The sequence below is a fragment of the uncultured Holdemanella sp. genome (genome assembly GCF_958348295.1).
In the GTDB taxonomy this organism is placed as follows: domain Bacteria; phylum Bacillota_I; class Bacilli_A; order Erysipelotrichales; family Erysipelotrichaceae; genus Holdemanella.
Genome location: NZ_CATVYQ010000042.1, coordinates 1 through 21,024 on the forward strand (window position 1 = coordinate 1; position 21,024 = coordinate 21,024).

Below are 21,024 nucleotides of genomic sequence, written 5' to 3' on the forward strand. Positions count from 1 at the left end.
GTCATTCGAAACCGGTATGACCGCTAGTGGCGCACCGAATTAGCCGTCAATTGCACAAAGCTTTGATTGAACAAAATAATATTCATATAGAATATCTAAACAAGCGTTTAAATTCTATTGAGAATACAACACTACTTCCTTATGAATTAGAATATCCAGTTGGAACCATTCTAGAAAGTCGTTTTGATGAAATTAAATATGTGTATCTATATACCTACAATAAGAAAAAGTTTGGTTTAAAAATGCATTCTAAAAATCATAAAAACAAAGTTGTTCCAATCAACGTCAAAGAATTAGATGTTGTAGATCAGTTGCGATTTGAATGCATGAAAGAAGAGTTAAAGATTGTGCAAAAAAACGCTCTGGATTTTGTGCGAAATATTTTAAGGGACATCGATCAAAATTTAATCAATCATGATTCAGACCACTCTGTTTCATTTAATCAAAAATATCCAATAGGCACTGTACTTTCATGTACCTATAATGAATCAGAAGAATATATGTATCTATTTACAATTAACGATACACACTATGCGATTTATTTAGAAGATGCTTGTGAAGGTGTTTATATTGTTGAGCCAATCATCATATATGACTACAAACCAAATGGTGAATTGGTCGATGAAGACACGAAAGAAATATTAACAGGCATCTTAGAAACAACGCAAAGACTAAATACCTATAATTGTACAAAAGCATTATTATCACAGCTTGAGACATGTTAATATTAAGAAAAGGAGGCTATTATATGGTCGATAAACTACTTAATGATGCCAGTTATCGTTCTTACTGGCGTGGCTATGAATATTTTAAAGAAGGACGTGTAAAAAATATTCAAAGATTTGATGGCACTACATATTCTGCTATTGTATCTGGTTGTGAAGATTACCATGTGAAAATTGATTTTGCGCATCCTAGAAAATCCACTTGCGATTGTCCCCATGCAGAAGGAAGAAGAGTTGTATGTAAGCACAAAGTCGCATTAGCTTTTGCGGTATCCCCAGAAGCATTAAAAAAAGCAGATGACATAATGGAAGAACAATTAAGATATCAGGCTGAAAGAGAACAAAGAGAACACGAACAATACGAACGAATCAAAAAGAAAGTCATGGAAATGAGTTTGGAAGATTTAAGGGATTACGTGATTTATCAAATGATTGAAGATGAAAATAGAGATGATCCAAACTATGATGATGAGGAATTTTTTGATTGGTAAAAGAAAGTAGGCGATAGAGTTTAAATTCTACCGCCCCTTATCAAACCATATGTGCCCTACTAAGGCATACGGCTTACCAATGTGAGTTAAATTTATAGAAAAGACTTAAATGTTGTGATTTAACTTATTTAGCGTATGCATATTGAAAGAACCTATTTGTATTCTGATTAGAGGTTCTTTTTCTTTTATTAGTGTCCATCAAAAGTATAAAATCGTCAATGTCCATTTCTGGAGAAAATAATTTAGCCTGCATAAATGCTCCTGTAACGAGACCCATACACTTAATGAAGAACTTGTTATCGTACTTGACAGTTAATAGTTTTCCTTGTACTTGGCCACCATGTTGCTTGCCTCGGCATGAAAAATTAACACGAAGTCTCTGTCTTACATAACCATCTAATGCGTTTACTCTAAGTGTAGGTATACCATGCATTATTCGACCGCGTTCTTCTAACAGATGTTTAATTTCCTGCTTAACTTGGAAAGGTATAAGAAAATAATTGAACTTGCCTCTTATGACTGGGTTTAAAATCTCTGTCCACTTCTCAAAGGAATGTGTACAACTTTTCTTCGTGATAGATTTAATATCACTCTTAAACTTCTTTAACGATTTTACGGATGGTCCAAATGTGTAATAGACATGTTTATTTTTAGACATTTTTAAATGGTTGAACGTAAAACCTAGGAAATCAAAGTCTTTCTCGTGAAAATCAATATCATCACTTTTATCTTCTGCCAATTCAAGGCCTAGACGTTGTAATGTTTCATGTACTATAACTTTGGCTTTTTCCAAATCTTCCTTTGTTTGACACATGACTATTGAGTCGTCGGCATATCTCACGAATTCAAGATTTGCTTTAGCTAATTCCCAGTCAAGTTCATTCAAATAGATATTCGCCAATAATGGAGAAATAACTCCTCCTTGTTGTGTACCACTTGCAGTTTCATATCGAATTTCATCTTCCATATATCCTGCTTTAAGTGTTTTCCAAATCATATCTAGCACCGTTCCATCTGACACATACTTATTAAGAACCTTCATAAGTTTCTTATGAGGTATATTGTCGAAGTAACCTTTTATATCAAAATCATAGATATATAGATATCCACTTTCTAATCTAGACACAATCTTCTTGATGGCTAATTTTACATCTCTGTTAGGTCTGAATCCACAGGAATTGTCGTGAAATACGTTTTCTTCAAAGAAGGGCTCAAGTTTAGTGACCAGTGCTTGTTGCACCACCCTGTCTTTAATAGTTGGTATTCCCAGAGGTCTGAGCTTTCCATTTTTCTTCGGTATATATTTTCGCCTTACCGGAGAAGGCCTGTACGTCTTTGTTCGAAGTTCATTCAAAATCAAATCGATATTGTCATCTAAATTTTCCTCGAACATTTTGATACTGACTTTATCAATACCGGCACAGCCTTTGTTCTTCTTCACTTTACGAAAAGCTTCTGTAAGAACATCTTTGTGCAGTACCTTTCCATACACACTAAATAATTTGAATTTTAATGGTTCATTCATAATGTCTTTTCTTATCTCCTTTCTTCTGTCATGTAGTATCTTTTAAGGTTAATACGAATATTCTTAAAATTTGCACTTACACAACTACATCTACTCAAAGCTCACAAGGTGTTACCACTTTGCTCCATTATATTTCTATAACTTCTTCGCTACTATTAGTAACTCTGACTTCTCCATACACTATCCATCATTTCGCTACGCTTATAGATGGTAGTCCATTAAATATGGAGACCTCACAGGATCATCTGTGCCTTCCCTTGAACTCATGCTTCCTGCTTTCACATCCAGTATTAACAGATATCGATATAGTCATTGGTATCTATTCATAGGATTTCTGCTTTTTTCCGCAGCATCATCAATACTGAACGCCACATGTGCATTGATAGATTGGTGCCTGAGTTCTCGCTTTAACTCCCTTCACACACTCCCTCACGAGAATGCATTGAGTATGGCTTACTACTTGGCTATATCCTTAGTAGACAAAGTATTTCAACCTTGTTGGGACTGTTTTACTTCAATGACTTTTGTATAGTGTTACGAGTATCTTGTACTTTATTGTCTCTAAAATAAAACAGTTGATAATCATTGATTTAGATTATCAACTATAAGCACGACTGCCTGTCGTACAGAAAAAGCAGTTTAACGACTGCTTTCTTTCATATATTCAAAATATTCTCTACCTACTTTATTCTTCTTCCAGTTTTGTAGGATCTTGAAACCAGGATATGAGAAGATGACCTCACATAGTGTTTCTACAATCATACCTGTAAAGGCACACACAACGCATTGTACCAATGTCCATCCAAAGAATTGGTGTGACACGATTAATGCGAACGTTAGATTGTCGCAAAACTGACCAATACCAGTAGATACATAAGAGCGGAATGCATACGATTTAAAGTTGCTGTTGTTGTTAGAAATCTTTCCTAACATGGAATTTGTATAGTTATTCACAATGGCAGAAACAATAAACGCAATTGTGCTTCCAAATAGTACATACCAAGTACCACCAATTGTTCCGTCTAATGCCCCATTAATAATGGCTTCTGATCCTTCTACATAGGATTCACCCCATACACCAGGAATCTTTGATGCCAAGAAAAAGACTAGGCACATACCTAAATTCACCAACACAGCTACTAGTGATGCTTGTGTTGCAGCTTTAGGACCAAAATGTTTTGTGATGACATCCATACATAAGAATGAAAGCCAGCTTACCACAATCCCACAATCCAGTGCCATAAAGCTAAATGGCAAGTTAATACTTTTGTTTGCCAAAAGATTCATAGTGATGACCGAAACAATAAAAAGTGTCATCGTAAGTGAAGGTATACTTCTTAGTAATACACCCACTTCTTTAACTTCCGTTTTAATTCTATTCATTTTTTACCCTCCTGTTTTTTTAAAGATGGTTGGGAAGCAAAACATCTTTGTTCAAACCATATAAGTCTAATATGTTTTTAATTATTTGTCAAAGTTTGTATCACTTATGCTATGATTAATTCCGGTGATATATATGACTTTAAAACTATACGAACAAGAAGGCTACCAAACAACATTTCATGCCCATGTTATTTCATGTGTTAAAAAGAATGAATTATATGACATAATCTTGGATCAAACCCTTTTCTTTCCTGAAGAAGGTGGGCAAACATGTGACAAAGGAACGTTGAATGCTATTGAAGTGGTGGATGTACAAATCATAAATGATGAAATTCATCATTATACGCACTCTGCATTAAATGGTGATGTACAAGGTATTATTGACTGGACTCATCGCTACACCAATATGCAACATCATACAGGAGAACACATTCTTTCTGGATTGATACACAAAGAATATCATGTGGATAATGTTGGATTTCATTTAGGATACAATGAAATTACAGCTGATTATGCGATGGATTTAAATAATGATCAAATTAAAAGAATTGAAGCTTTAGTGAATTCTGTCATCTTTTCAAATAAACCTGTTAAAACCTATTACTTAGAGGATTATTCCAACATTAAATATCGTGCAAAACTTGATTTAGCCAAACCACGCCTTGTCGAAATTGAAGATGTAGATTTATGCGCATGTTGCGCCCCACATGTAAAAAGTACGATTGAAGTGGGATTGTTTAAAATCATTAAATCGATGAAAATCAAAAAAGGCACACGCCTATTCTTCTTATGCGGAAAACTTGCCTATGAAGACTATGTCTTAAAACATGATCAGTCTATTCAAATCTCAAATCAATTGTCTTCAAGCATTGAAACTCTATCTTCTAATGTACAACGCATATTAGATGAAAATTATGCTTTGAAGCAAAGAATCAAACAATTAAATAAAGAGATGATTGATCACTTAATTATCGAACATAAAGAAAACCAAATCGTTCTATGTGATGAATTGGATCGCGATACACAATTGTATTACTACAATAAGCTTGTATCTTTTAGCAACAACTATGTTTTACTTGTTTCTAAACAAAAAGATAATTATCGTTTCATGACAAATTCTAAAGACATATTCTTACAACTCAAAGAAAGACATCAAGTTCGTGGTGGAGGAAAAAATGATTTCTTTCAAGGAACGCTAGATACAGTTAATGAGCAGCTATTTGATTAGCTGCTCATATTTTTTGTATAGAAAGCGTATTTAAAGCCTCTGAAATCTCTTCTTTCGATAAACATACCATTCTATGATTGGCATCATAATAATCAAACTTTTTAATGAAGCCCATTAAATCACGATACTTCACTAATCGATCATTCATAAATACATACCACTCTTCTATCCCTTCAATTTGATTCAATACAACATATGGTTCTACGGGAAGAATCGTTAGTATATCCGCTCCTAATGCATACATACCAATTCTTCTACCATGTGCATTATAGATTCTTGGCGTGGCATAATATGCATCCAAAGCTTGTTGATTATGTAGATATTTCCCAAACAAATCTAAATCTGTGCCAAAATCATTCAATTCATTTTCTCCAATTGAAATCGGATGAAGAATGCCAAAAATTTCAAAATACTTATGATCCGATAATTTACTCTTCAAGTCCATAAGTGCATCGGCACTCGTTCTTTTATCATACACCATCTGCAAATCAATATCCTTTATGTCCATTAGCCAATCGTCTTTCACGAATTCATCAGTATCCATATATTCACAATATACTTTTACTAAATAATAAAACAATTGAATTTCATCCATACTTGTAGGAAGACTTAAATTCAAACAAATATCATGATTTTGAATATAGATTTCAATCCCTCTTTGAAGATATTTGCGATCAAATAAGATCGTATGATCCCCTATCTGATTCGGAATTAATTGACAATTTTCATCCATAACCCCAAAAGATAAGTGAGACAATTTAACTAAATCATCGATTATAAACTTTTTTCTACGAAAGAAACCCTTCTGCATAATACGAATATTCACAGACATACAAACACCCGCTCTCTACCAAAATCATACACTGAAACTAGCGCTTTTTATAGCTAAAACCATTTTTTCTTTTTAAAGTAAATCACTTCTAAAATAATGATCAATATACAAACTCCTATCACAATGAAATATCCATAGGAAGTATCTAATTCTGGCATAGCCTTAAAATTCATGCCATACCATCCAGTAATTAAAGTTAGTGGCATGAATATCGTTGTTACAATCGTTAAAAACTGCATGATTTGATTCTGACGCATCTCCACTTGTGTTTGATGCATTTCACGAAGCTGAATGGAATACTCTGCCAAACGATCCGTAACATTCGATAAACGTGTTAGTCTTTTCTCTAGTGTTTCAAAATGTGTATCATTATAAAATTCCTGCAAGTTTTGTACCACTTCAATCATCTGATCATAATACGAATCAAAAGCACTTATCGTTTTCCTCATTTCAAAGATTTGCGACTCATAATGAGATCCCGTATGAGACATTAACTGATCTTCTATTCTTTCAAGTTTCATTTCTAATTTTTGAAGAAACTCCATATCTTCTTGAATCAATATATTCATCAAATTTAGAATACATTCACTAGGCTTATTCCCTACAATCTTTTGTTTAAAAATATGTTCTGGATCACAAACCAAAAAATCACTATCATTCAATTCAAAACTAAACATCTTCTTATTCTTAGATTTTGATTTGGAAGGAACCCAAAAAGAACCCGATAGCCGTTGATTCTCTTTATGCACTCTACAATAATGAATATGATTTAAACGCTTTTCATTTATTACCTCTATCTTCATAATTTCCCCCTTAAAAAAAGAATACACCATATAGGTGCATTCTTGTAGTTATTCAATTGGAATAAATTTATTTTCTTCGATCTGTTTAGGTGCTTCCTTAGGAACAACGATCTTCAATTCACCATTGTCAAATGAAGCTTTGACATCTTCCTGATGAATACCTTCACCAACATAGAAGTTTCTTGAATAAGATCCACTAACACGTTCTTTACGAACAACACGACCTTTTTCATCCTTGTCTTCTGTATTTGAACCATGTGTAGCAGTTACTTTCAAATATCCATCCTTCAATTCCATTTGGATATCTTCCTTTTTAACTCCAGGAAGTTCCATGCTCATTTCATAGTTTCCATCTTTTTCCACAATATCTGTCTTCATGACATCACTTGTAGTGTTTCCTGTAAAGAAATCATCAAATAAATCAAACATTGGATAGTACTTCATAAATATCGCCTCCTGATACCTTATTCAATAGGGATAAATTTGTTTTCTTCAATCTGTTTAGGTGCTTCCTTAGGAACAACGATCTTCAATTCACCATTGTCAAAGGATGCCTTAACATCTTCCTGATGAATACCTTCACCGACATAGAAGTTTCTTGAATAAGATCCACTAACACGTTCTTTACGAACAACACGACCTTTTTCATCCTTGTCTTCTGTATTTGAACCATGTGTAGCAGTTACTTTCAAATATCCATCCTTCAATTCCATTTGGATATCTTCCTTTTTAACTCCAGGAAGTTCCATGCTCATTTCATAGTTTCCATCTTTTTCCACAATATCTGTCTTCATGACATCACTTGTAGTGTTTCCTGTAAAGAAATCATCAAATAAATCAAACATTGGATAGTACTTCATAAATATCGCCTCCTGATTACTAGATTATGAAATCTATCTTCAAGTTACGGGATATCTTTTGACTTATCTCTAACTTCAATTATCATTATAGTCACTTTTTTAGCACTGTCAACACTTAAGTGCTAATTTTTTTACAAAAAATTAGAGTGTGATTTCTCACACTCTATTTACCCATTTCATTCATAGAAATCATTGAGAAACTCAAAGATTCCAATACTTTAATTAAGGCATGTGCCGTATCTAAACTTGTCATACAAGAAATGTTATTTTCTGCAGACACACGACGAATCAAGAATCCATCTTTACTTGTAGAATTATCTTTATTTGACATTGTGTTGATGACAAAGTTTACATGTCCATGACGAATAATATCCAATACCGATTCATTTCCATTATCCTCATTGACTTTGGCCGCTACATGTACAAATAAGCCATTATCTTCTAAGAATTTAGCTGTACCCTTCGTCGCATAAATACCATATCCAATGTTATAGAAACGTTTTGCGATTTCTAAAGCATCCTGTTTATTATCATCATCAATTGTTAGTAATACACTTCCATGTAAAGGAATATTGATTCCTGAAGCTACTAAAGCTTTGTACAATGCTTTTTCTAAGTTGACATCACTACCCAAAGCCTCACCTGTAGATTTCATTTCAGGTCCTAAGACTGTATCTACACTACGTAATTTCGCAAATGAGAATACTGGTGCTTTGACAAAGACTCTTTCTTTATCTTCAGGATGATATCCAGGTGTTAAGCCTTGATCTTCAATACTTTCACCTAATACACACTTAGTCGCAATTTGAGACATAGGAACACCTGTAATCTTAGATAAGAATGGTACAGTACGAGATGAACGTGGGTTTACCTCTAATACATATACATTGTTTTCTTTATCGACAATGAACTGAATGTTGTATAAACCAACAAATTCAAAGCCTTCACCAATTCTTGTTCCATAATCAATGATTGTTTCTTTCACCTTCTCATTGATGATCTGTGTAGGATATACACTAATTGAGTCACCTGAGTGAATACCAGCACGTTCAATATGCTCCATTACACCTGGAATATACACGTTCTTTCCATCGGCAATCGCATCGATTTCAAGTTCTTTACCAACGATATATTTATCAACTAAGATTGGTGCATCATGACTGATTTCCTTTACGGCTGTTGCCATATAGACTCTTAATTCATCATCATTATGTACAATTTCCATAGCACGACCACCCAATACATAACTTGGACGTACTAGTACTGGATAACCAATCTTATTAGCGATTACTAGTGATTCTTCAACAGTGACTGCAGTTTCACCTTTTGGTTGAGGAATATCCAATTTGTGTAACATTGCCTCAAATTCATGGCGGTCTTCCGCTAAATCAATAGAGTGTAGTGAAGTACCTAGAATCTTAACTCCATGTTCTACTAATGAATCGGCTAAGTTGATTGCTGTTTGTCCACCAAATTGAACAATAACACCCAATGGTTTTTCTAAATCAATTACGTGCATTACATCTTCTGTAGTTAATGGTTCAAAATACAATTTGTCACTAATTGAGAAATCTGTTGATACAGTTTCTGGGTTGTTGTTGATAACGATAGCTTCATAGCCTTCTTCACGCAAAGTCTGTACGCAATGTACTGTCGCATAATCAAATTCAACACCCTGTCCGATACGGATTGGTCCTGAACCTAATACAACGATTTTTTTACGATCTGTGCGTTCAGATTCATTTTTATTATCATAACTTGAGTAGAAGTATGGAGTTGCACTCTTGAATTCACCCGCACAAGTATCTACCATTTTATAAACTGGAATGATTCCATTTTCTTTACGTAAATTATATAAATCGAATTCTTTCATATCCCAGTTACGCGCAATGTAGCTATCCGCAAATCCATATTTCTTTAATTTACGCAATACGGTAATGTCCTTAACATTTTCCATCATCAACTTTTCTAAGCTGATAATTCTTAACAAGTGACACAAGAAGAAATTATCCATCTTTGTTACATTATGAATTGTCTCCATATCATATCCATCACGAAGCCATTGTGTAACAGCGAAGATTCTTTCATCATCACACTTTTTGATTTTTTCAAGTAATTCTTCTTTAGATAATCCAACCAATTCTTTTTTATAGATATGATCCACTTTCATTTCTAAAGAACGAACAGCCTTCAAGAAAGATTCCTCAAAGTTACGTCCAATCGACATAATTTCACCCGTCGCCTTCATCTGTGTTCCTAAATGACGATCTGCATTTGGGAACTTATCAAATGGGAAACGTGCAAATTTCGTTACAATATAGTCTAATGCAGGTTCAAAACATGCATAACTTGTTTTAGTGATTGGGTTGATAATCTCATCCAAACCTAAGCCAACCGCTAATTTAGCACTAATCTTCGCAATTGGATAACCTGTTGCCTTACTTGCCAAGGCTGATGAACGAGATACACGAGGATTAACTTCGATAACATAATATTTGAAACTATCTGGATTCAATGCCAACTGAACGTTACATCCACCACAGATCTTCAATGCACGAATGATTTTTAAAGATGCATTACGAAGCATTTGATTTTCACGATCTGTCAAAGTTTGAACTGGCGCAACAACCGTACTGTCTCCAGTATGCACACCTACTGGATCAATATTTTCCATGTTACATACAACAATCGCATTATCTTTGGCATCGCGCATTACTTCATATTCAATTTCTTTATATCCTGCAATACTTTGTTCAATCAAACATTGATGAACTGGACTTGCCTTTAAACCTGAATCACAAATTTCACGAAGTTCAGCCTCATCATCGGCAAAACCTCCACCAGTTCCACCAAGTGTATAAGCTGGACGAACAACTAATGGATACCCTTCGCGATTTGCGAATTCAACAGCTTCTTCTACAGTATGAACAATCATACTTTCTGGTACTGGCTCATTGATTTCCTGCATTAAAGAACGGAACAATTCACGATCTTCTGCACGATTGATCGCATGTAAGTCTGTACCTAAAATTTCTACACCAAACTCATCCAAAATTCCATCTTCATGTAATTCTACAACTAAGTTTAATCCAGTTTGACCACCTAATGATCCTAAAATGGCATCTGGTCTTTCTTTATAGATAACACGTTTTGCGAAGTCTACTGTTAAAGGTTCAATATAAACACGATCCGCAATCGCTGTATCGGTCATGATTGTAGCAGGATTAGAGTTAATTAAGATAACTTCATATCCTTCTTCACGAAGAGATTGACATGCTTGGCTTCCAGCATAATCGAATTCAGCAGCCTGACCAATGATAATTGGGCCAGAACCGATAACTAAGATTTTTTTGATATCTGTACGTTTAGGCATTTTTATTCTCCTCCATTAATTCAATAAATTGATCAAACAAGTAACGAGAATCTTCTGGTCCTGCACTTGCTTCTGGGTGATATTGCACCGCAAAACAAGGATAGTCTTTATGACGAACACCTTCACAACTCTTATCATTTAATGCTTGGTGTGTCATTTCCAAACGAGTATCCTTCAAGCTATCAATATCTACCGCAAAACCATGGTTTTGAGAAGTAATTTCCACTTTACCAGTTGATAAATTTACAACTGGATGGTTAGCACCACGGTGTCCAAACTTTAATTTATATGTTTTTGCACCACAAGCTAAAGAAATCAACTGGTGACCTAAACAAATTCCAAATACGACAGTCTGAGGAATCAATTCCTTGATAGTCTCGATTGCGACTTGTACATCCGTTGGATCTCCAGGCCCATTTGACAACATAACGCCATCTGGACAATATGACATGATTGTACTTGCTGGTGTATCATATGGAACTACTACTAAATCGCATCCACGCTTTGATAGCTCACGAACAATCCCTAATTTTGCTCCAAAATCCATCAACACAACTTTTTTACCACGATTTGGGATTGGGAATACTTTATTTGTAGAAACACGAGCCACTTGATCATGTAAAAAATCAGCTGCTTTTAAGCCTGCAACAATCGCATCCACATTGGCATCCACATCAGCCATAACAGCCTTCATTGTACCTACATTACGAATCTTCATTGTGATTTCACGTGTATCAATATCATAAATACCTGGAATATTTTCTCTTTTTAAGAAATCATCCAAAGTTTCCTGGCTTCTAAAATTACTTGGGAATTCACAATAATCTTTAATTACAAATCCAAATACACATGGAACCATGCTTTCATTATCATCACGATTGATTCCATAGTTTCCAATCAATGGATATGTCATCATTACAATCTGACCACAATATGAATTATCTGTTAAAATCTCTTGATAACCCGTCATTGAAGTATTAAATACCAATTCACCGATTTGGAAGTTGTCACTACCAAACGCAGTTCCACGATATACACTTCCATCTTCTAAAATTAAAAGTCTTTCCATAATTTGTCCTTTCTTTTATTTACTCAAAAAAAAGATTAGCAAATAAACGCATTGCCAATCTTTAAATGGAACTATTAAAAAGTATAGCACTACGAAGAATACTATTCATCTCGATCACTGACGTTTTTTTCACAAACAAAACTGGATTCTTGATCATACGTATCCTCCTTTTGAAAAAAATACTATATTTTTCCTGCTTACTATGCTACCACAAATCATAAAAATTTCAATAAAAAAGTGTAAAAACAAGATGTGATTTCTCACACCTTATTTTGACATTGTTGCTTCAATTTCCTTATATGTTTCAACAGGGTTAGCACTCTTCGTAATTGAACGACCAACTACGATATAATCACAGCCTTGTTCTTTCGCAAATGCAGGAGTTGCAACACGCTTTTGATCATCTTTAGAATCACTTGCCAAACGAATACCTGGAGTTACTGTTAAGAAGTCATCTCCACAAGCTTCATGAATTGCCTTAGCTTCATGAACTGAACATACAACACCGTCTAAGCCTGCTTCTTTCGCATTCTTAGCATATTTAATAACACAATCAATAACTTCACCAGGAATTCCCAATTCGTTATTCATAGCTTCTTTAGAAGTGCTTGTAAGCTGAGTTACACCAATACACATTGGGCGTTTTCCACCTTTAGCTCCTTCATTCAAGCCATCGATGGCAGCCTTCATCATCGCAATACCACCAGCACAGTGTACATTGACAATATCTACACCTAAGTTTGCTAAGTTTTTCATTCCACCCTTAACTGTGTTTGGAATGTCATGCAATTTCAAATCTAAGAAAATGTGGTGACCCATTTCCTTCACTGTTTTTACCATTTCTAAACCACATGCATATGTTAATTCCATACCAATCTTCACATATACTGGTTCATTAAATTGTTTTAAGAAATCTACAACTTCTTCTTTACTAGAAAAATCTAATGCTACAATTGTTTTACTCATTATTTAAAACTCCTTCCAACTGCTTCTTCAATATTTTTATATCCATATTTCTCTAATACTTTTGGAAGATCCTCAATGATTTTTGGACATACATAAGGATCCACAAAGTTTTGAGCACCCACTTCAACAGCACTTGCCCCCGCATTTAAGAATTCCAATACATCCTCTGCACAAGTAATTCCACCAACACCGATGATTGGAATATTTACGGCCTGTGCTACTTGATATACCATTCTTAAGGCAACTGGTTTAATGGCAGGGCCTGAAAGACCACCCGTTACATTGGCAAGTAATGGTTTTCCCGTTTTTAAATTAATACGCATACCCATTAAAGTATTAATCAATACAATACCATCTGCACCGGCTTCTTCAACGGCTTTGGCAATTTCTACAATATCCGTTACATTAGGTGATAACTTCACATATACAGGTTTTGTAGCTGCTTCCTTACAAATCTTAGTCACATGTGCTGCAAGTTCAGGCTTTGTACCCAAACCAATACCACCATGTTTTACATTAGGACAAGAAATATTTAATTCATAAGCCTTAATAACAGGCTGATCATTCAATTTCTTGATAACTTCAACATAATCTTCTTCACATGCACCAGCAACATTGGCCATGATTTCTGTATCATACTGTGCAAGGAATGGAAGTTCATTTTCAATAATAGAATCTACGCCTTTATTTTGTAGACCAATCGCATTCAACATTCCCATAGGTGTTTCAGCAATTCTTGGTGTAGGATTTCCAAAACGCTCTTGCGGTGTAGCTGATTTGATGGCGATGCCACCTAATATACTCAAATCATATAGTTCGGCATATTCTTTACCAAATCCAAAACATCCACTAGCTGGAATAATTGGATTTTTTAAATTTAATCCTGGTAGTTTTACTGAAATATCCATTATAAAGCCACCTTTCCCATCTCAAATACAGGACCATCCTTACATACACGTAATGAGTGTCCATCTACATCTTTCACAACACATCCCATACAAGCCCCTAGACCACATGCCATACGAGCTTCTAATGAAATATATCCTTCACTATAGTGTTCGTTTATTGCCTTCAACATAGGCAAAGGTCCACAACTTAATACAAATTTACATGTCACATTGTTTTCTTTGATCGCATCCAATGCTGTACCCTTTGTTCCTAATGAACCATCCATTGTTGCGACATATACATCACACCCAAGCGCTTTGAATTCATCCACATAGAATACACTATCTGCATCGTTTGCACCTAATACTACAGTTACATGTGCATTTTTATTTAAATATTGTTTCGCTGTTTCATATAGTGGTGGTACACCAACACCGCCACCAATCAATAATACTTCTTCTTTGTCTTCAATTGGAAAACCATTTCCAAGCGGACCAAAGATATCTAATTTTCCTTCAAGTTCAGTCATTTTTAAAGTACCTTCTCCAAGCACTTTATAGATAATAACTAAAACATCTTCTCTAATTTCACTAATCGAGATAGGTCTACGCAAATAGAAACCTGGAACTGTGATTTCAATGAATTGACCAGGCTTAGCTGTTTTAGCTAAGTCTGTTTTCAATTCCATTTTCCAAATATCTTTTGCGATTTTGACATTCGATAGAATATTCGCAAATTCTTGCATACTATTTCCCCATTTCATTCATAGAAACCATTAAGAAACTCAATGATTCTAAAACTTTCACTAAAGCATGTACTGTATCTAAGCTTGTCATACAAGAAATGTTATTTTCTGCAGACACACGACGAATCAAGAATCCATCAGCACTTGTGTTCTTCTTATTAGACATTGTGTTAATGACAAAGTTTACACGTCCATTACGAATAATATCTAATACGTTTTTACCATCTTCTGTTTCAATCTTACTAGCACGGTGAACATACAAACCTTCAGCTTCAAACATATCTGCAGTACCCTTAGTCGCATAGATTCCATATCCGATGTTAGCAAGCGTTTCGCTAATTCTAGTGCTTCTTGTTTATTCTCATCATCAATTGTCATTAATACATTTCCATGTTTTATCCTTTCCATACTGTTTTTCCATCTACAATGGTTTCCTTTATTTGTGCATTCACGCTCCAACCATTAAATGGTGTATTTTTACCCATAGATTCAAATGTATCTATGTCGATCAAAGATTCATGTTCTAAATCTACTAAGACTAAATCGGCATTATATCCTTCTTTAATCTGTCCTACATTTTCTAAGCCAAAACGTTTGGCAGGTGCAGCCGACATCCAATTCACTAATTGAGCTAATGTCCAACGTTTTTGTCTATGCACAAATTCTGTGTATAGTAACGCAAACGCACTTTCTAATGAAACTATGCCAAATGGTGCTTTATCCATCGAACGTTTCTTTTCTTCATAAGTATGTGGAGCATGATCATTGGCAATACAATCCAATGTTCCATTTTCTAAGCCTTCAATTAAAGACATACGATCTTCATGGCTTCTTAATGGTGGATTCATTTTCCAGTTAGGTCCAACCACATCTTTATCTTCTAATAATAAATGATGTACTGTAACTTCTGCACTTACATCCAATCCTGAAGTTTTCGCTTCTTTTAATGCTTCTACACTTTCTTTAGCTGAAATATGACAAGCATGATATGCATTTCCTACTTCTTTTGTGATTTCTAAATCACGAATCAATTGTGTACTTTCACAAGCACTTGGAATTCCTAGCCAACCTTTTGATGTCACAACTTCACTATCATGTACGCAAGCACCTGGTCTACGATAGCTCATATCTTCTGTGTGGGCTACAATCATGCAGTCGTTTTCTTTCGCCTTTTCCATGGCTTCTTTCATGATTTCAGATGTGGCTACTCCTACTCCATCATCACTAAACCAGCGAATTCCTAAATCTTTGATAGCTTTCATATCCACAACTTCTTTGCTTGCTTCTTCTGAAGTGATGCAGGCATATGGATATGTATGTACGACAGATTCTTTTTCAATTAATTGTTGATAATCTTTTATTGTATCTACATCATCTGGAAAAGGGATGACGTTTGGCATCGCAAACACAGAAGTAAATCCTCCATGCGCTGCTGCTAAACTGCCTGTATGAATTGTTTCTTTTTCAGTGTGTCCTGGTTCCCTAAAATGTACATGTACATCTACTAATCCTGGAATGACTGTAAGACCTGCTGCATCAATAACTTCACAGTCTTTCACTATAGAATCATCAATCTGAATGATCTTTCCTTCATCAATTAAAATATCTTTCTTTTCTACATGATTGTCAATTAAAACTTGACCATCTTTAATTAAACGCATACTTATTTTTTCTCCTTGAATGGAGCTAAGCCAAATCCACGTTTAATAACGGCCTTTCTAACTAACATACCATTGTGCATTTGTTCAAAAATTCTTGATTTTTCTGCTTCTACTAAATCCGTATCAATTTCAACTCCACGGTTAACAGGAGCTGGATGCATTACGATAGCTTTGTCTTTCATTCTTGCATAACGCTCTTTTGTAAGACCATATTTTTCTAAGTATTCACTATCTGTCATACCTGCCATTCCAGAACCTCTTTCTTTCTGAATACGAAGCATCATGACAACGTCTGCCCATTCAATAGCCTCATCAAAATCAATTGTTGGATAGCCTGGTCTTTCCCATTCTTTTGGTCCGGCAAAGCGTACAGTCGACCCTAATCTTTCTAAGGCTTCTTTATCACTAGCAGCTACCCTTGAATGTAATATATCTCCACAGATTACTACATTTAAGCCTTCTAATGTACCAAATTCATTTTGCATAGTTAGTAAATCTAACAAGCATTGTGTTGGATGGTTTCCTGCACCATCTCCAGCATTTAAGATTGGAATATTGATATTTTCCAATTCCTTGAAATATTCATCTTGAGAATGACGGATCACCACCATGTCATACCCAATTGATTCAAATGTCTTTACTGTATCATAAAGAGTTTCTCCCTTTGTGACACTAGATGCTCCTGCCGCAAAATCGGCTACTTGGCATCCTAATTGGTGCTGTGCACTTTCGAATGAGAAATGTGTTCGAGTTGAAGCTTCAAAAAAAAGATTAGCAACCAATGCTTTCTGCATTGGTAATTGCCAATCTTTAAAGGAACTATTAAAAAGTCTAGCATCATCAAGAATGCTATAGATATCTTCAACTGAAAGATCTCTCATGGATAATAACGAATTCTTGTTCATATAATCCTCCTTGTGACCTTAAAAAAATGGATTCAAAAAATCCCTTTTCAAATCCAATTTTTCTTTAATATATACTACCATAAATCATGGAATTTTCAACAATAAAATTCCGCAGCACAAGCGCAAAAGATTCACAAAACAAACCGCCTTTTACTGTGTTTATTTGCTCCTATACAATTAAGCTATTTTTTAATTGCGATACACTCAATTTCTACCTTCGCATTCTTAGGTAATTTAGCCACTTCAAAACAACTTCTTGCAGGGAATGGTTCATTAAAATATTTAGCATATTCTTCATTCACTTTCGCAAAATCATTCATGTCAGATAAAAGCACTGTCGTTTTGACAATATCATCATATGTTAACCCATAAACTTCTAGTAATACACCCATATTTTCAAATGCTTTTTTGGTTTGCCCAACTACATCTTCACTGACTAAATTTTCCTTAGTATCTGCACCTAATTGTCCAGATAAAAATACCAATCCTTCTATTGCTATACCAGCTGAATATGGACCTAATGCCTTTGGTGCTTTAGCACTACTAATTTGTTGTTTCATAAGTAAGTTATCTTCCTAATCTAATAATTCTTTATCAATAATTTGGAAATTGGCACGATGAATATACAGAGCCTTTCCATCAATCATAAGTTTCGTCATTTTAGGTAAATTATCCGGAATTTTCCAATATACCTTATCTCCAGAATATGCGGCAATCGGCTGTCCTAGTTGGGATTTAATGACTACAATTCTTCCTTTACCAAACATATTCTTATACTTATTAATGAACCTTGCGACAGACGTATTGTCCGATATTTGTCCATGTGTATTTGAATCAATATCTTCTTGTGCAAAATCCACATCTGGCGTTAATCCCTTTTGTTCAAAAATGCAAGTATCTCCACAAGATTCTATCTCTTTTCCATCTATTGTAATCGTAATTACACTCGATAATTCATAGCCAGAAACAACACTACCATTTTCATCATAAGAAGTAGTTTCTACGGCATTGCCTGTAATACTAATTTTATCTCCACTCGTCTCCATGACTTCACTGCCATAATTATCATACGTATATATCGTATATCCGTTACCTACTAAATTACCCTTGATATCATTAAGAGCAGATTGAAACATGCTACAACCACTCAACAATAAACATAAACATGCTATACTTACTCTTTTTATATTCTTATTCATATATTCTCCGTTTTATAATGAAGCCATTCAAAACGAATGACTCAACAATTATTTTATCAATAGCTTTCGGATTGATTCTTCACTTACTGAGAAGATGGATGCGATACTTGAAATACTGAATCCTTTGTCTACCATCGTTCTATACATTTCTTTACGATTATTCTCGCTGCCTTGTTCGATTCCTTGTTCGATTCCTTGTTCAATGCCTTGTTCGATCCCTTTTTTTATCCCTTCAGCTTCCCATTCCTTTGACTTTACTTCTAGCCATCTCTTTTCAGCTTCGCACATTTCAATCTCCTCCTTTTCCTCTAATTCTTCTAAATCCAACCATTCTACATCCGTTAATGTCTTGACGACTTTTAACACACTGCTTTTCACAAGTCCAAAGCTATTACTCTTTTCTTCATAAATAGACTGATTATAAATACTTCGACATATGTAGAATAGATTATACACGTCTTCTTCATTAAAATTATATGAAGTATTCCCTGTGATTTCAATCAGATTCATTTGGTAGTCATGGAAATAGGATTCAAACCTTTCATCCACTTCGACTAACTCAGAAAGCTGTCTAGCTGCATTCCAAGGCCTTTCGCCTGTATAAAACACAAGAATGTGTACCATGGGTAGTTTTTCTTTAGCCTTATTCTTCTTTAACTTCTTTAACATTCTGTCATACGCTACATACTCATATGCAGCAGCTCTTACAACCATCGAAGCATCCACATAACTTTGATTCTCAATAATAAATGCACTATAAAGACTTCCATCATTATACTTACGAATCACATCCACATGCTTTTCTAACTCCATATTCGAATCATTCATCTCAGAATCGAGTTCTTCACAATTCTCTGGTTTAAGAACTCTTTCTCCATCAAAGAAGTACGCATTAAAGAAGTCGACAAAATAGGCATTGTTTTCTAGAAATTCTTTCATTGTTTTATCTTTTGATTTATTCATGTGATTTCATCACCTCCTATCTCATATACGAAATAAATTGAGGCTTTTCCAAAAAAGATGCCTATTTTGATAATTTCACATAATTCAATCTGATTTCACAACATTTACCAAAGTTATACTAAATTTATGACAACAAGGAATGTTATTCTATAAGTGCCTTAAAGATAAGGCAATGAATATAGAAAATAAACCAATATTCATATCTCTCTCCTAAAATAATAATAAACAAAAAGAAGCCATTCTAGACGCCAACACTAGAATGGTTTCTTTATTATTCTTGCCAGTTGATTTTTCGATAATACAAGAAAAATACAATACTTGATAAAGACCAAGTAAATGGATAAATCAAATATACAAATAAAATGTTATGAAATAGCATGTTCAGCATTGTTAATAAAGTAACTCGCACAAGACACCAACACACAAGCATGACAACCATTGGAACAACAGACTTTCCAACTCCACGAAGTACAGCCGACACACCATGACTATATGCTAACATAAAGAATAGTATCGTCGCATAATGTGCACGCTCTACACCATATTGTATTACTTGTGGATCATCCACAAATAAACGCATCAATGGAGTGACAAACAGTGCAATCAATAACCCTATGGTTTCAGCTAAGCTGACGGAACAAACTAGTCCAAAATGAGCTCCTTTTCTAGCCCTTTCATATTCTTTTGCCCCTCTATTTTGAGAAACAAACGTAGTTAAAGCCATCATAAAACTTGTGATTGGTAAAAACGCAAAACCCTCAATTTTTGTATAGGTACCAATACCTGCCATCGCCAAGGAACCAAACGAATTGATATTGGATTGCACAACAACATTTGATATTGAAATTAAACTATTCTGAATTCCCGTTGGAATCCCCATTTCCAATATTTCCTTACCTACATCAGCATGTATAAGAATCTTAGAAAGATGTACCTGATGGCTTTCATTTGTTTGAATCAATAGATACAAACAAAGGATGGCACTTAAAAACTGCGACAGAATCGTAGCTAAGGCAGCCCCATCTACATTCATATGAAGTCCTGCTACAAACATGATGTCCAATACAACATTTACACAACTTGATATAATCAAGAAATATAATGGATGTTTACTATCTCCTACCGACTGCATAATACCAACACAAGAATTGTATAGAATCATTCCTAGAGAACCTAGAAAATAGATTTGAAGATATGTAGCGGATAAATGAATCACATTTTTTGGTGTTGACATCCACTCTAACAATACAGGTGCCAACAAGTACCCAAAAACAGTTAAACCAATCCCAAAAATAATCCCAAACGCCATAAGTGTATGAATTGCATTCTGCATTCTTTCTTTATCATTCGCACTGTTGATTGTCTAATTAATTGAGTATGAAAATGAATAATCTAATCAAATTAAATG

At 34.6% G+C, this 21,024-nt stretch carries 20 protein-coding genes and 1 pseudogene; 3 read left to right on the top strand and 18 right to left on the bottom strand.

The window, feature by feature from the left end:
• Positions 1 to 62 precede the first annotated feature (62 nt).
• Both Q3907_RS08070 and Q3907_RS08075 read left to right on the top strand, forming a co-directional pair.
• On the top strand, positions 63 to 725 hold the full coding sequence (locus tag Q3907_RS08070; RefSeq protein ID WP_301897927.1) for a hypothetical protein: 663 nt from the start codon (positions 63 to 65) through the stop codon (positions 723 to 725).
• A 23-nt stretch (positions 726 to 748) separates the two neighbouring features.
• Complete coding sequence (locus Q3907_RS08075) at positions 749 to 1,216, top strand: SWIM zinc finger domain-containing protein (protein WP_279143481.1); 468 nt, start codon at positions 749 to 751, stop codon at positions 1,214 to 1,216.
• A gap of 124 nt (positions 1,217 to 1,340) precedes the next feature.
• Here Q3907_RS08075 and ltrA read toward each other — a convergent pair whose 3' ends face one another.
• Both ltrA and Q3907_RS08085 read right to left on the bottom strand, forming a co-directional pair.
• A complete protein-coding gene (gene ltrA, locus Q3907_RS08080) occupies positions 1,341 to 2,741 on the bottom strand; it encodes a group II intron reverse transcriptase/maturase (protein ID WP_301897928.1) in 1,401 nt (466 codons plus the stop codon).
• A 639-nt stretch (positions 2,742 to 3,380) separates the two neighbouring features.
• Positions 3,381 to 4,124: a VUT family protein gene (locus tag Q3907_RS08085; protein ID WP_195233060.1), complete on the bottom strand. Its 744-nt coding sequence runs from the start codon at positions 4,122 to 4,124 to the stop codon at positions 3,381 to 3,383.
• 133 nt (positions 4,125 to 4,257) lie between these two features.
• Between Q3907_RS08085 and Q3907_RS08090 the strand changes: the two genes are divergently transcribed.
• Entirely contained in the window at positions 4,258 to 5,352 is a 1,095-nt protein-coding gene (locus tag Q3907_RS08090) for an alanyl-tRNA editing protein (RefSeq protein ID WP_301897929.1), read from the top strand.
• 4 nt (positions 5,353 to 5,356) lie between these two features.
• Here the strand turns inward: Q3907_RS08090 and Q3907_RS08095 are convergent, their stop codons facing one another.
• From Q3907_RS08095 to Q3907_RS08170, 16 genes and pseudogenes are all read right to left on the bottom strand, one after another.
• On the bottom strand, positions 5,357 to 6,184 hold the full coding sequence (locus Q3907_RS08095; RefSeq protein ID WP_301897930.1) for a DUF4299 family protein: 828 nt from the start codon (positions 6,182 to 6,184) through the stop codon (positions 5,357 to 5,359).
• A gap of 53 nt (positions 6,185 to 6,237) precedes the next feature.
• On the bottom strand, positions 6,238 to 6,987 hold the full coding sequence (locus Q3907_RS08100; RefSeq protein WP_181989340.1) for a CorA family divalent cation transporter: 750 nt from the start codon (positions 6,985 to 6,987) through the stop codon (positions 6,238 to 6,240).
• A gap of 48 nt (positions 6,988 to 7,035) precedes the next feature.
• Complete coding sequence (locus tag Q3907_RS08105) at positions 7,036 to 7,431, bottom strand: Hsp20/alpha crystallin family protein (RefSeq protein WP_117995460.1); 396 nt, start codon at positions 7,429 to 7,431, stop codon at positions 7,036 to 7,038.
• 20 nt (positions 7,432 to 7,451) lie between these two features.
• Positions 7,452 to 7,847 (bottom strand): Hsp20/alpha crystallin family protein, encoded by a 396-nt coding sequence (locus Q3907_RS08110; protein WP_117995460.1) that lies wholly within the window; start codon positions 7,845 to 7,847, stop codon positions 7,452 to 7,454.
• Between the two features lie 163 nt (positions 7,848 to 8,010).
• Complete coding sequence (carB, locus tag Q3907_RS08115) at positions 8,011 to 11,220, bottom strand: carbamoyl-phosphate synthase large subunit (RefSeq protein ID WP_301897931.1); 3,210 nt, start codon at positions 11,218 to 11,220, stop codon at positions 8,011 to 8,013.
• Complete coding sequence (gene carA, locus Q3907_RS08120; RefSeq protein WP_295646230.1) at positions 11,213 to 12,292, bottom strand: glutamine-hydrolyzing carbamoyl-phosphate synthase small subunit; 1,080 nt, start codon at positions 12,290 to 12,292, stop codon at positions 11,213 to 11,215. The genes carB and carA overlap by 8 nt, the downstream gene beginning before the upstream one ends.
• A gap of 264 nt (positions 12,293 to 12,556) precedes the next feature.
• Entirely contained in the window at positions 12,557 to 13,255 is a 699-nt protein-coding gene (gene pyrF, locus Q3907_RS08125) for an orotidine-5'-phosphate decarboxylase (RefSeq protein WP_295646224.1), read from the bottom strand.
• Positions 13,255 to 14,163, bottom strand: a complete 909-nt coding sequence (locus tag Q3907_RS08130; protein WP_117995464.1) for a dihydroorotate dehydrogenase — start codon at positions 14,161 to 14,163, stop codon at positions 13,255 to 13,257. Before Q3907_RS08130 ends, pyrF begins: the two co-directional genes overlap by 1 nt.
• Positions 14,163 to 14,888 carry a dihydroorotate dehydrogenase electron transfer subunit gene (locus tag Q3907_RS08135; protein WP_301897932.1) on the bottom strand — a complete coding sequence of 242 codons (726 nt, stop codon included), beginning with the start codon at positions 14,886 to 14,888 and terminating at the stop codon, positions 14,163 to 14,165. The genes Q3907_RS08130 and Q3907_RS08135 overlap by 1 nt, the downstream gene beginning before the upstream one ends.
• Position 14,889: 1 nt before the next feature.
• Positions 14,890 to 15,281 (bottom strand): annotated as a pseudogene (locus Q3907_RS08140) (carbamoyl-phosphate synthase large subunit); the annotation flags it as partial.
• Between the two features lie 2 nt (positions 15,282 to 15,283).
• Positions 15,284 to 16,549, bottom strand: a complete 1,266-nt coding sequence (locus tag Q3907_RS08145; protein WP_301897933.1) for a dihydroorotase — start codon at positions 16,547 to 16,549, stop codon at positions 15,284 to 15,286.
• Positions 16,550 to 16,551: 2 nt separating this feature from the next.
• Entirely contained in the window at positions 16,552 to 17,454 is a 903-nt protein-coding gene (locus tag Q3907_RS08150) for an aspartate carbamoyltransferase catalytic subunit (protein ID WP_295646215.1), read from the bottom strand.
• A 182-nt stretch (positions 17,455 to 17,636) separates the two neighbouring features.
• Complete coding sequence (locus tag Q3907_RS08155; protein ID WP_301897934.1) at positions 17,637 to 18,014, bottom strand: Rid family detoxifying hydrolase; 378 nt, start codon at positions 18,012 to 18,014, stop codon at positions 17,637 to 17,639.
• 15 nt (positions 18,015 to 18,029) lie between these two features.
• Positions 18,030 to 18,653 carry a DUF5052 family protein gene (locus tag Q3907_RS08160; protein ID WP_301897935.1) on the bottom strand — a complete coding sequence of 208 codons (624 nt, stop codon included), beginning with the start codon at positions 18,651 to 18,653 and terminating at the stop codon, positions 18,030 to 18,032.
• Between the two features lie 48 nt (positions 18,654 to 18,701).
• The gene (locus Q3907_RS08165) at positions 18,702 to 19,616 is read right to left on the bottom strand and encodes an Rpn family recombination-promoting nuclease/putative transposase (RefSeq protein WP_301897936.1); all 915 of its coding nucleotides are present in this window, start codon (positions 19,614 to 19,616) and stop codon (positions 18,702 to 18,704) included.
• Positions 19,617 to 19,887: 271 nt separating this feature from the next.
• Positions 19,888 to 20,976, bottom strand: coding sequence for an MATE family efflux transporter (locus Q3907_RS08170; protein WP_301897937.1), 1,089 nt, complete (start codon positions 20,974 to 20,976; stop codon positions 19,888 to 19,890).
• Between the last annotated feature and the right edge of the window lie 48 nt (positions 20,977 to 21,024).

Bases quoted from the DNA above. Each gene is read 5' to 3' on its own strand.
- Q3907_RS08160 (WP_301897935.1), bottom strand. From the start codon at position 18,653: ATGAATAAGAATATAAAAAGAGTAAGTATAGCATGTTTATGTTTATTG.
- Q3907_RS08145 (WP_301897933.1), bottom strand. From the start codon at position 16,549: ATGCGTTTAATTAAAGATGGTCAAGTTTTAATTGACAATCATGTAGAA.
- Q3907_RS08130 (WP_117995464.1), bottom strand. From the start codon at position 14,163: ATGGATATTTCAGTAAAACTACCAGGATTAAATTTAAAAAATCCAATT.
- Q3907_RS08135 (WP_301897932.1), bottom strand. From the start codon at position 14,888: ATGCAAGAATTTGCGAATATTCTATCGAATGTCAAAATCGCAAAAGAT.
- pyrF (WP_295646224.1), bottom strand. From the start codon at position 13,255: ATGAGTAAAACAATTGTAGCATTAGATTTTTCTAGTAAAGAAGAAGTT.
- Q3907_RS08095 (WP_301897930.1), bottom strand. From the start codon at position 6,184: ATGTCTGTGAATATTCGTATTATGCAGAAGGGTTTCTTTCGTAGAAAA.
- carB (WP_301897931.1), bottom strand. From the start codon at position 11,220: ATGCCTAAACGTACAGATATCAAAAAAATCTTAGTTATCGGTTCTGGC.
- Q3907_RS08110 (WP_117995460.1), bottom strand. From the start codon at position 7,847: ATGAAGTACTATCCAATGTTTGATTTATTTGATGATTTCTTTACAGGA.
- Q3907_RS08090 (WP_301897929.1), top strand. From the start codon at position 4,258: ATGACTTTAAAACTATACGAACAAGAAGGCTACCAAACAACATTTCAT.
- Q3907_RS08100 (WP_181989340.1), bottom strand. From the start codon at position 6,987: ATGAAGATAGAGGTAATAAATGAAAAGCGTTTAAATCATATTCATTAT.
- Q3907_RS08165 (WP_301897936.1), bottom strand. From the start codon at position 19,616: ATGAATAAATCAAAAGATAAAACAATGAAAGAATTTCTAGAAAACAAT.
- ltrA (WP_301897928.1), bottom strand. From the start codon at position 2,741: ATGAATGAACCATTAAAATTCAAATTATTTAGTGTGTATGGAAAGGTA.
- Q3907_RS08150 (WP_295646215.1), bottom strand. From the start codon at position 17,454: ATGAACAAGAATTCGTTATTATCCATGAGAGATCTTTCAGTTGAAGAT.
- Q3907_RS08085 (WP_195233060.1), bottom strand. From the start codon at position 4,124: ATGAATAGAATTAAAACGGAAGTTAAAGAAGTGGGTGTATTACTAAGA.
- Q3907_RS08105 (WP_117995460.1), bottom strand. From the start codon at position 7,431: ATGAAGTACTATCCAATGTTTGATTTATTTGATGATTTCTTTACAGGA.
- Q3907_RS08155 (WP_301897934.1), bottom strand. From the start codon at position 18,014: ATGAAACAACAAATTAGTAGTGCTAAAGCACCAAAGGCATTAGGTCCA.
- Q3907_RS08075 (WP_279143481.1), top strand. From the start codon at position 749: ATGGTCGATAAACTACTTAATGATGCCAGTTATCGTTCTTACTGGCGT.